The sequence below is a fragment of the Mesorhizobium sp. M1A.F.Ca.IN.020.06.1.1 genome, from assembly GCF_004023265.1.
Taxonomy (GTDB): Bacteria; Pseudomonadota; Alphaproteobacteria; order Rhizobiales; family Rhizobiaceae; genus Mesorhizobium.
The window spans coordinates 1-569 of the sequence record NZ_RZSR01001699.1; the positions used below are offsets into that span (position 1 = coordinate 1).

Sequence of the window (569 nt, forward strand, 5' to 3'; positions counted from 1 at the left end):
GAGTATTACCATGCGTGTGACCACCAAAGGGCAAGTCACGATCCCCAAACAAATAAGGGACCACTTGGGCATAGGCCCGGGTTCGGAGGTCCAGTTCGTGGCTACTGACGAGGGCGCCCGGCTTGTCGCCGTCAACGAAAACATTTCGGAGGAGGAAGCTGCCCGCAAATTCAAAGAGGTCCTCGGCAAGATGGAGGGGACGCTGGATTTGGGCGGCATGACGACGGACGAGTACATGGAGTGGTTGAGGGGACCACGTGAAAATCTCGACGTTGATTGACACCAACGTGCTCATTGACGTCTGGGGTCCGGCTGGGCCGCTGACGGAATGGTCTTCGTCCGCGATTATCTCCTGCCGACGCGATGGCGCGTTGGTCATCAACAGCATCGTCTGGTCCGAGCTTGCTCCCCTGGTTGCTTCCGAAGCAATGCTGAGGAAAGCAGCCGAGAGGCTTGAAATGGATCGCGAGTTTTTGCCCTGGGAAGCCGCATTCTTGGCTGGGGTGGCACATTCCCGTTATCGGCGGGCCGGCGGTGTTCGCGAGGGGGCCTTTCCGGGTTTTTTTATT

The 569-nt window shown here is 58.2% G+C and carries 2 protein-coding genes; both read left to right on the top strand.

Translation table 11 applies throughout. The features are described from left to right. Nucleotides 1-10: 10 nt before the first annotated feature. On the top strand, nucleotides 11-280 hold the full coding sequence (locus EOA60_RS36430; RefSeq protein WP_067319466.1) for an AbrB/MazE/SpoVT family DNA-binding domain-containing protein: 270 nt from the start codon (nucleotides 11-13) through the stop codon (nucleotides 278-280). Then, nucleotides 258-569, top strand: a 312-nt coding sequence (locus EOA60_RS36435; protein WP_128312801.1) for a type II toxin-antitoxin system VapC family toxin, incomplete at its 3' end; no start/stop codon positions are given. The genes EOA60_RS36430 and EOA60_RS36435, both read left to right, overlap by 23 nt.